The 9,428-nt window shown below is 73.7% G+C and carries 10 protein-coding genes; 7 read left to right on the forward strand and 3 right to left on the reverse strand.

Features of this window, described 5'->3' with window-relative positions; genetic code table 11:
- Positions 1 to 6 precede the first annotated feature (6 nt).
- On the forward strand, positions 7 to 1,875 hold the full coding sequence (locus OSR43_RS03015; RefSeq protein WP_302269539.1) for a Na+/H+ antiporter: 1,869 nt from the start codon (positions 7 to 9) through the stop codon (positions 1,873 to 1,875).
- A gap of 41 nt (positions 1,876 to 1,916) precedes the next feature.
- Here OSR43_RS03015 and OSR43_RS03020 read toward each other — a convergent pair whose 3' ends face one another.
- Entirely contained in the window at positions 1,917 to 3,113 is a 1,197-nt protein-coding gene (locus tag OSR43_RS03020; protein WP_302269540.1) for a cytochrome P450, read from the reverse strand.
- Complete coding sequence (locus OSR43_RS03025; RefSeq protein ID WP_302269541.1) at positions 3,110 to 3,595, reverse strand: GNAT family N-acetyltransferase; 486 nt, start codon at positions 3,593 to 3,595, stop codon at positions 3,110 to 3,112. The genes OSR43_RS03020 and OSR43_RS03025 overlap by 4 nt, the downstream gene beginning before the upstream one ends.
- A gap of 66 nt (positions 3,596 to 3,661) precedes the next feature.
- On the opposite strand from OSR43_RS03025, the gene OSR43_RS03030 reads away from it, so the two are divergent.
- Positions 3,662 to 4,300: an MBL fold metallo-hydrolase gene (locus OSR43_RS03030; RefSeq protein ID WP_302269542.1), complete on the forward strand. Its 639-nt coding sequence runs from the start codon at positions 3,662 to 3,664 to the stop codon at positions 4,298 to 4,300.
- 36 nt (positions 4,301 to 4,336) lie between these two features.
- On the opposite strand, the gene OSR43_RS03035 is transcribed toward OSR43_RS03030, so the two are convergent.
- Positions 4,337 to 5,611: an isochorismate synthase MenF gene (locus tag OSR43_RS03035; RefSeq protein WP_302269543.1), complete on the reverse strand. Its 1,275-nt coding sequence runs from the start codon at positions 5,609 to 5,611 to the stop codon at positions 4,337 to 4,339.
- Positions 5,612 to 5,750: 139 nt separating this feature from the next.
- Here OSR43_RS03035 and OSR43_RS03040 point away from each other — a divergent pair, with 139 nt between their 5' ends.
- The 5 genes from OSR43_RS03040 to OSR43_RS03060 all read left to right on the forward strand — a co-directional run bounded on the left by OSR43_RS03040 (position 5,751) and on the right by OSR43_RS03060 (position 9,350).
- Positions 5,751 to 6,386 carry a hypothetical protein gene (locus OSR43_RS03040; protein ID WP_302269544.1) on the forward strand — a complete coding sequence of 212 codons (636 nt, stop codon included), beginning with the start codon at positions 5,751 to 5,753 and terminating at the stop codon, positions 6,384 to 6,386.
- A 43-nt stretch (positions 6,387 to 6,429) separates the two neighbouring features.
- Positions 6,430 to 7,119: a demethylmenaquinone methyltransferase gene (locus OSR43_RS03045; RefSeq protein WP_302269545.1), complete on the forward strand. Its 690-nt coding sequence runs from the start codon at positions 6,430 to 6,432 to the stop codon at positions 7,117 to 7,119.
- A 314-nt stretch (positions 7,120 to 7,433) separates the two neighbouring features.
- Positions 7,434 to 7,793, forward strand: a complete 360-nt coding sequence (locus tag OSR43_RS03050) for an NADH-quinone oxidoreductase subunit A (RefSeq protein WP_302269546.1) — start codon at positions 7,434 to 7,436, stop codon at positions 7,791 to 7,793.
- Positions 7,794 to 8,064: 271 nt separating this feature from the next.
- A complete protein-coding gene (locus tag OSR43_RS03055; RefSeq protein WP_302269547.1) occupies positions 8,065 to 8,619 on the forward strand; it encodes an NADH-quinone oxidoreductase subunit B family protein in 555 nt (184 codons plus the stop codon).
- On the forward strand, positions 8,616 to 9,350 hold the full coding sequence (locus tag OSR43_RS03060; protein ID WP_302269548.1) for an NADH-quinone oxidoreductase subunit C: 735 nt from the start codon (positions 8,616 to 8,618) through the stop codon (positions 9,348 to 9,350). The genes OSR43_RS03055 and OSR43_RS03060 overlap by 4 nt, the downstream gene beginning before the upstream one ends.
- The last annotated feature ends 78 nt before the right edge of the window (positions 9,351 to 9,428 follow it).

Below are 9,428 nucleotides of genomic sequence, written 5' to 3' on the forward strand. Positions count from 1 at the left end.
GGTGCGGTGGAGATCGCCCTGCTGCTCTGCGGCATCGCCGTGGCCGTCCTCGTCGCGACAGCGGTGGCCGAGCGGATCGACGTACCGGCGCCGTTCCTGCTGATCGCGGTCGGCGTCGCGGCGTCGTACCTCCCGCAGGTCCCGCAGGTCTACCTCGACCACGACGTGGTGCTGCTGGGCCTCCTGCCGCCGCTGCTGTACGCCGCGGCGCAGCAGACGTCGCTGGTCGACTTCAACGCCAACCGCCGGCCGATCCTGCTGCTGTCGGTGGGCCTGGTGGTCTTCACCGCCGCCGGGGTCGCGGTCGTGGCGCGGCTGGTGCTGCCGGACCTGCCGTGGGCGGTGGCGCTCGCGCTCGGCGCCGTCGTCGCGCCGCCGGACGCGGTCGCCGCGACCGCGATCGGGCGGCGGATCGGCCTGCCGCGCCGGGTCGTGACGATCCTCGAGGGGGAGTCGCTGCTCAACGACGCGACCGCGCTGGTGTCCCTGCGCACCGCCCTCGCGGTCGCCGCCGGCACCGGCCTGGACGCGTGGGGGGTCACCCTCGACTTCGCCGTCGCCGCCGGCGGGGGAGTGCTCGTGGGCGTCGTGTTCTTCCTGGTCGTCGCCAAGGTGCGGCGCCTGGTCACCGACCCGCTGATCGACAGCGCGATGTCGCTGGTCGTGCCGTTCGCGGCGTACCTCGCCGCCGAGGAGGTGCACGCCTCCGGCGTCCTCGCCGTGGTGGTCGCCGGCCTGCTGCTGGGCCACAAGGCGCCGGTGCTGCAGAGCGCGCAGTCCCGGATCGCCGAGCGGCTCAACTGGCGCACGATCGCCTTCGTCCTGGAGAACACCGTCTTCCTGCTCATCGGCCTCCAGGCCTGGTGGATCGTCGAGGGGGCCGCGGACAGCGACCTCGGCCTGGGCCGGATCACGGCGTTCTGCCTCGCGGTGCTGGCCGCGGTCGTGGTGCTGCGGATGGTGTGGGTCTTCCCGTCGCGCTACCTGCTGGTCCGTCCGGGGCCCGAGCTCGAGACCGGCAAGCCGCCGCCGTGGACGCACACCTTCATCCTCGGCTGGGCCGGCATGCGCGGCGTGGTCACGCTGGCCGCGGCGTTCGTGGTGCCCGAGGACACGCCGTACCGCGAGGTGCTGCTGCTGGCCGCCTTCACGGTCGTGGCAGGGACGCTGTTCCTGCAGGGCATGACGCTGCCGTGGTTCGCCCGGCGGCTGCAGGTGCCGGCGCCCGACCCGGCCGAGGACGCCCTGGCCCGCGCCACCCTGCTGCAGCAGGCGTCGAAGGCGGCCTTCGAGGAGCTCGACCGGCTGGAGTACGAGGACCAGCACGGCGTCGTCGACCTGATCCGCCAGCGGGTCGACCAGCGCAACTTCGCCGCCTGGGAGCGGCTCGGCACGACCCCCGACCAGGAGAGCCCCAGCGACCTCTACGCCCGCGTGCGGATGGCGATGATCGAGGCCGAGCGCCGCCGCGTGCTCGAGATCCGCGGCTCCGGCTCCACGCCGGCCGACGTGGTCGCCGACGTGCTCTCCATGCTCGACGTGGAGGAGTCGATGCTGACCGTCGCCAGCGAGGAGCGGGCGGAGCTCAAGCTCGTCCAGCGCGAGGCGCGTCGTACCGGTGCCGGCTGCGAGGAGCTCGACGCCCACCCGTCGGTCGAGACGGCCGAGGACCCGGCGTGCGCCGACTGCCTCGCCGAGGGCACCCAGTGGGTCGCCCTGCGCCAGTGCCTCGACTGCGGCCACGTCGGCTGCTGCGACTCCTCGCCGCGCCAGCACGCCACCCGGCACTTCCACGACACCGCCCACCCGGTCATGCAGTCCGCCGAGCCGGGCGAGGACTGGCGCTGGTGCTACGTGCACCACACCACCGCCTGAGCGTCCGTCGGGCGGGGAGCGGCGGCCCCCAGCGGCCGCCCTCAGTGCCCCGGCGTGAACCGCACGGGGAACGACAGCGCGCCGGTGTTGCCGGAGACCGGCAGCCAGCGGCCGGGGCCGTCGGGGACGGCGTCCGGCATCCGGCGGGCGAGCAGGGGCAGCGCGACGGCCATGTCGGTGCGGGCGACGTAGTGGCCCAGGCAGTGGTGGATGCCGGCGCCGAAGCCGTGGTGCGGCGGCCGCTCGGCGGTGATGTCGAACGCCGGTGAGGGCACGGCGCGGGGATCGGTGCCGGCGCTGTGGGAGAGCACCTGGACGATGCCGCCGGCCGGGACGTGCAGGCCGTGGAGGTCGACGTCCTCGACGGCCTCGCGGGTCACCCAGGTGACCGTCGGGTTGACCCGCATGACCTCCTCGACGGCGTTGCGCCCGAGCTCGGGCCGCTCGCCGAGCAGCCGCCACTGGTCGGGGTGCTCGAGCAGGGTCTGCACGGCCAGCCCGAGCTGGTTGCGGGTGGTCTCCATGCCGGCGAAGGCGAGGAAGACGAGCGCGACGTCGAGCTCGCGGCGGCTCAGCCGCTCGCCGCCCTCGCCACCCTGGCTCGCCTGCACGAGCGCGGTGACGAGGTCCTCGCGCGGGTGCGCCGCCCGGTCGGCCACGACCTCGTCGAGGTAGCCGGTCAGCCCCTCGATCGCCGCCTCGATCCGGGGCACCTGGTTACCGACGTCGATCGAGAACGACGCGCCGAGGTCGTCGGCCCAGTGCGCCACCTGCTCCCAGTGCGCCTCGTCGAGGCCGAGCAGGCGGCAGATGACCCGGGCGGCGTACGGCTCGGCGAGCTCCGCGACCAGCTCGACGAGTCCGCGCGGCGCGAAGGCGTCGACGAGCTCCTCGGCCAGCGCCTGGAAGCCCGGCACCATCGCCTCGATCGCGCGCTTGCGGAACGCCGGCAGCATCAGCCGCCGGATCCGGGCGTGGTCGTCGCCCTCCAGGCTCAGCAGCGTCTCGCCCCACCAGTCGCTGAACAGGCCGGAGTGGATGCCGTTCTGCTCGGGCCACCGGGCGTTGCCCTGCCGGAACCGGCGGTCGCGGAGGACGGCCGACGCCTCGTCGTACCGCAGGACCGCCCAGCCCCAGGTCGTCTCGACGTACCAGTCCTCCTCGCGGGCGGCGTGGACCTCCGCCGAGGTGACGTCGAAGGCCGGGTCGGACAGGTCGAACCGGCGGCGGCCGGTCACGGCCGGACCATGCGGATGTGGAGGCCCTCCTCGGCCTGCTCGAACGCGCCGTCGGGGTGGTAGCCGTGGTTCTCGTAGAAGCGGATCGCCCGCTTGTTCGGCTCCAGGACCCACAGGTACGACGGAGCGTCGTCGACGGTGGCCACGAAGAGCAGGTGGCCCAGGCCGGTGCCCCACCAGTGCGCACGGACGTAGAGCGCGAGCAGCGGCAGGCCGAGCTCGTCGGGCTCGCCCGCGCCGGCGAAGCCGACCAGTCCCTCGGGCGCCTCGGCGACCAGGGTCCGGTCGTGGAGCGCGACCATCTCGCGCCACACCTCGATCCGCTCGGCGAGGTGCTGCTCCTTGTCCCGACGGACCTTCTCGGGCACCAGGTGGGCGTAGGCCTCCTCCCACGAGGCGACGTGGAGACGCCCGAGCGCGTCGGCGTCGTCGAGGACCGCCGGCCGGATTGTGACGCCGTCGGAGCGGTCGGAGGAGGTCATCCACTCATCGTATGGAGCGCCCGGACGGCGTCGGTCAGGGGATTGCCGCCCGATTACGGTGACGTCATGCGGATCACCAAGCTCGGCCACGCCTGCGTCCGGATCGAGCACGAGGGCACGACGGTCGTGCTGGACCCCGGCGGCTTCACCGACCCGGACGCGGTCGACGGCGTCGACGCGGTGCTGGTCACCCACGAGCACGCCGACCACTACGCCGCCGGCTCCCTGCGCCGCGCGGAGGCGCCGGTGCACACCATCGAGGGCGTCGCGGCGCACGTGCGCGAGGACGCCCCGGACCTCGTCGACCGGCTGCACGTCGTCTCGCCGGGGGAGCGGTTCGAGGTCGGAGCCGTCTCGGTGCGGGCCGTCGGCGAGCTGCACGCGGTCATCCACCCCGAGCTCCCGCGGATCACGAACTGCGGCTACGTGCTGGAGGCCGGCGGCACGTCGGTCTACCACCCCGGCGACGCCCTCACCGGGCCCGGCCAGGACGTCGACGTGCTGCTCCTGCCGGTCTCCGCGCCCTGGCTGCGGGTCGCCGAGGCGATCGACTTCGCCCGCGAGGTCGGCGCGCGCCGCAACCTCGCCATCCACGACCGGATCTACTCCGAGGTCGGCCTCGGGGTCGTCGGCGGGCACCTGGAGCGGTTCCTCGAGCCGCGCGGCCAGGCCTACACCCGGCTCGCCGACGGCGAGGACCTCTGACCCGCCCGGTCACCTCTCCGGTGACGGGCGGCGGCGTCAGTCGGCGAGCGAGTCCCGGACCGGCACGAACTTCGCCTGCGACTCGGCCAGCTCGGACTCGGGGTCGGAGTCGGCCACCACGCCGCAGCCGGCGAAGAGGCGGACGGTGTCGCCGTCGTGGAACCCCGAGCGCAGGGCGATGCCCCACTCGCCGTCGCCGGAGGCGTCCATCCAGCCCACCGGTCCGGCGTACCGCCCGCGGTCCATCCGCTCGATCCGCGAGATGAGCGCGGTCGCCTCGGGGGTGGGGGTGCCGCCGACCGCGGCGGAGGGGTGGAGCGCCTCGGCGAGCTGCAGCGAGGAGACGGTGGCTGCGTCGTGGACGACGCCGTTCACGTCGGTGGCCAGGTGCATGACGTTCGGCAGGTGGAGCACGAACGGCGCCTCGGGGACGTTCATCGACGAGCAGTGCGGCTCGAGGGCGTCGGCGACCGACCGGACGGCGTACTCGTGCTCCTCGAGGTCCTTGGAGGACCGGGCGAGCGTCGCGGCCAGGGCCAGGTCGCGCTCGTCGTCGCCGGTGCGCCGGATGGTGCCGGCGAGCACGCGGGAGGTGACCAGCCCGCGCTCGCGGCGCACGAGCATCTCGGGGGTCGCGCCGAACATCCCGTCGACGTGGAACGTCCAGCACATCGGGTAGCCGGCGGCGAGCCGCCGCAGCGGCCACCGCACGTCCAGCGGCTCGGTCGCGGTCGCGACCAGGTCGCGGGCCAGCACGACCTTCTCCAGCTCGCCGGCCCCGATCCGGGCGACGGCGTCGGCGACGACGCTCATCCAGCGCTCGCCGTCCAGGGCACCGTCAGCGAAGGTCAGCCCCACCGGCGGCGGGGGCACGTCGCGGACCCGGACGTCCGGGGAGACCGGCGGCCCGCCGGCCGCGGAGACGGTGGTGACCCACGCCCGGTCGCCGCGGCGGCCCACGACGACCGAGGGCACGACGAGCACGGAGTCACCCGGCTCGTCGGCGAAGGCGAAGGTGCCGAACGACACGAGGCCGGTGCCGGGCTCCTGCACCTCGTCGAGCACGTCGGTCCGCCCGACGAGCTCGGTCCACCACTTGGCGGCGTCGGCGAAGCGGGTCGGCCCCTGGGTGCGCACCTGGGTCGCGACGCCCCACCCGACCAGGCCCTCGCCGCGGCGCAGCCAGGTGACCGGCGCGTCCGCGGGGAGCAGGTCGACCAGGGAGGAGGCGGTGCCCGGGTCGAGCGCCACGGTCCGCGCGACCAGCGGGCCCGCGGACACCTGCTCGTCCGGAGCCGTACGGGTGGTCACCCCCCGAGCGTACCCAGCGCCCGGCGGGCGGCCGGACCCGCTCAGGTGCGCCTCAGGCCGGCGGGTTAGCGTCCCGGGGGCGTCCGGCGCACGCGGTCGGGCCCGTCCAGACCGAAGCACCCGATCGAGGAGCCACCCCGTGAGCAGCACGCCGTCCCCGTCCACGACCCGTTGGCTCGGCATCCTCGCCGGTGTGGCGGTGCTCGCGCTGCTGGTGGTCTTCGCGGTGCTCCTGCCTCGGACCACCGACGGCGCCGGTGCCGAGGAGCCCCTCGGCCTGCCGGACACGCTGCCGGGCGGCTACGTGGCGGCCGACCTCGACCGGGCGTTCGCCGGGCAGTACGACGAGGACCAGGCAGAGACGCTGTCGGGTCGCCAGGCCTCGGCCCGCGAGCACGCCGACGACGTGCTCGGCGAGGTCTACGACCACGCCGCCGCGAGCCGGACCTACGCCAGCGAGGACCTCTCCCAGGCCGTGTTCGTCCAGGCGTTCCGCGCCGCCGGCGGCGCGTTCGCCCCCGAGATGATCTCCGAGGAGGGCGCCGGCTCGACCGGTGCGGCCACCCAGGAGCTCGTGCGCGAGGGCGACGCGGTCTGCATCGTCCAGCGCCAGGCCGTCGACCCGGCCGCCGGCGCACCCGCCGACGCCGACACCCCGTCGTACGTCGAGTGCCAGCGCAGCGAGGACGAGCTCACCGTGCAGGCGACCGCCTCCTCGATCGCCCCCGAGGACCTCGTGGCGCTCGTCGACGCCGCCTGGGAGTCGGTGGCCTGAGCCGCGGGTGCGGGCCGGCGCGAGGCCCCCGTAGGGTTCGGCCGTGGCCCGTGCAGAGCTCGATAAGCAGCCGACCGACGTCCGTCGGATGTTCGACGCGGTCGCGCGTCGCTACGACGTGACCAACGACGTCCTCTCGCTCGGGCAGGACCGCCGCTGGCGGCACGAGGTCATCGAGGCCGTCGACGCCGGGTGGGGCGACCTGGTCCTCGACCTGGCCGCGGGCACCGGCACCTCCAGCCAGCCCTTCGCCGACCGCGGCGCCACGGTCGTGCCGTGCGACTTCTCCCTCGGCATGCTGCAGATCGGCAAGCAGGCGCGGCCGCACCTGCCCTTCACCGCCGGTGACGGCACGCGCCTGCCCTTCGCCGACGACACCTTCGACGCCGTCACGATCTCCTTCGGGCTGCGCAACATCGTCGACCCGCTCGCCGGGCTGCGCGAGATGCGCCGGGTCACCAAGCCCGGTGGCCGGCTGGTGGTCTGCGAGTTCAGCCACCCGACGAGCGCGGCGTTCCGCACCGTCTACCTCGAGTACCTCATGAAGGCGCTGCCGACCATCGCGCGCGCCGTCTCCTCCTCGCCCGACGCCTACGTCTACCTCGCCGAGTCCATCCGCGCCTGGCCCGACCAGCGCGGTCTCGCCGACCTCGTGGCCGAGGCCGGCTGGGAGCGCCCCGAGTGGCGCGACCTCTCCGCCGGCATCGTCGCCCTCCACCGCGCGACGAAGTAGTCCGCAGCGGCCCCGCCGCGGCCCGCCCCGGCGGTGCACCGCCGGAACGGGTGCGCCCGCGCCGACCGTCCGGCGTGTCCTGCGCCACACACGCGTCCGCAGTGCCGTTCTCGCAGGTCAGAGCGGCTTTGCAATATCGCCATGCCTGCGTGACCTAAATGCCCAGGTCAGACGCGGTTTCGCCGGTTCCCACCCCCTGCGTGCGCCAGCCGTCCGGCAGTGGCACTATGTGTTCCGCGCCACTTAGTGATTCAGTTCACAAGGTCACATGGGGCGCGTGAGCGACACCCGAGCGACGTAGCGGAGGAGAGCCCGTGGAGCTGTACACACCGGTGCTGGCCCTGGTCGCGCTGGCCACCCTGTTCGCGGTCGGGTCGGTGGCGATGAGCGCCCTGGTCGGGCCCAAGCGCTACAACCGGGCCCGGCTCGACAGCTACGAGTGCGGCATCGAGCCCACCCCGCAGCCGGTCGGCGGCGGCCGCTTCCCGGTGAAGTACTACATCACCGCCATGCTCTTCATCGTCTTCGACATCGAGATCATCTTCCTCTACCCGTGGGCCGTGCACTTCGACGCGATGGCCTTCTTCGGGCTCGTCGAGATGGTCGTCTTCATCGCCACCGTCTTCGTCGCCTACGCCTACGTGTGGCGCCGCGGCGGCCTCGAGTGGGACTGAGGGCCGCGATGCACCGCACCTGCCTGCGTCCTCCTCGGTCGGCGACCGCTCCGCTGCGCTCCGCACGAAGGTCGCCTTCCCTCGTCGGCCTTGGCATGCACGACGCCTCGCGACCCTCACGGGCCGCGATGCACCGCACCTGCCTGCGTTCTCCTCGGTCGGCGACCGCTCCGCTGCGCTCCGCACGTCCGCTGCGCTCCGCACGTCCGCTGCGCTCGACACCGAACACACAACCCCTGGCACCATCCGTCCTTCCGGAAGGGATCTCCTGATGGGTATCGAGGAGAAGCTCCCCAGCGGCGTCCTGCTGACCACGGTCGAGGGTGTCGCCGGCTACATGCGCAAGGCGTCGTTCTGGCCGGCGACCTTCGGCCTGGCCTGCTGCGCGATCGAGATGATGACCAGCGGTGGGCCGAAGTACGACCTCGCCCGGTTCGGCATGGAGGTCTTCCGCGCCAGCCCGCGCCAGGCCGACCTGATGATCGTGGCCGGCCGGGTGAGCCAGAAGATGGCGCCGGTCCTGCGCCAGATCTACGACCAGATGCCCGAGCCCAAGTGGGTCCTGGCCATGGGCGTGTGCGCCTCCAGCGGCGGCATGTTCAACAACTACGCGATCGTCCAGGGCGTCGACCACGTCGTCCCCGTCGACATGTACCTCCCCGGCTGCCCGCCGCGGCCGGAGATGCTGATCGACGCGATCCTCAAGCTGCACGACCAGGTCCAGCAGACCAAGCTCGGTGCCAACCGGGCCCGCGAGGTCGAGGAGCGCGAGAACGCCGCGCTCGCGGCCCTGCCCACCTCCGAGATGCGCGGGATGCTGCGATGAGCGATCCCGGCAAGGCACCCGACCAGCGGGCCGTGGAGGAGTCCCCGGAGAACGCCCCGGCCACGCTCGACCCCGAGGTGCGCGCCGTCGGTGCCCGCCACGGGATGTTCGGCACGAAGGGCTCCGGCGACACCAGCGGGTACGGCGGTCTCGTCCAGCCCGTGGTGTACCCCGGGCTCGCGCGCCGCCCGCTCGAGGGCTGGCACGAGGAGGTCGCCGCCGCGCTCGACGCCGCGCTCGCCGCGGCCGGGGTGACCGACGGCGTCGAGGGCGTCGTGGTCCACCGCGGCGAGATCACCTTCCACGTGCGGCGCGACGCGCTCCCGGCGGTCGCCCGCGCGCTGCGCGACGACCCGAGCCTCCGCTTCGAGCTGATGACCGGTGTCAGCGGGGTGAACTACCCCGACGACAACGGCCGGGAGCTGCACGCGGTCTACCACCTGCTCTCGATGACCTGGAACCGCCGGGTCCGCCTCGAGGTGGCCGTGCCCGACGCCGACCCGCACCTGCCGTCGATCGTGGCGACGTACCCCACGGCCGACTGGCACGAGCGCGAGACCTACGACATGTTCGGGATCGTCTTCGACGGCCACCCGTCCCTGACCCGGATCCTCATGCCGGACGACTGGCCCGGCCACCCCCAGCGCAAGGACTACCCGCTGGGCGGCATCCCCGTGGAGTACAAGGGCGGCACCATCCCGCCGCCCGACCAGCGACGGAGCTACAGCTGATGTCACCCCACGACGTCCCCGACCTCCCCCGCTTCGCTCCTCCGGCCGACGACGCCGCGGGGACCCCGACGTCCCGGA

The sequence above is a fragment of the Nocardioides sp. Arc9.136 genome (assembly GCF_030506255.1).
GTDB lineage: Bacteria > Actinomycetota > Actinomycetes > Propionibacteriales > Nocardioidaceae > Nocardioides.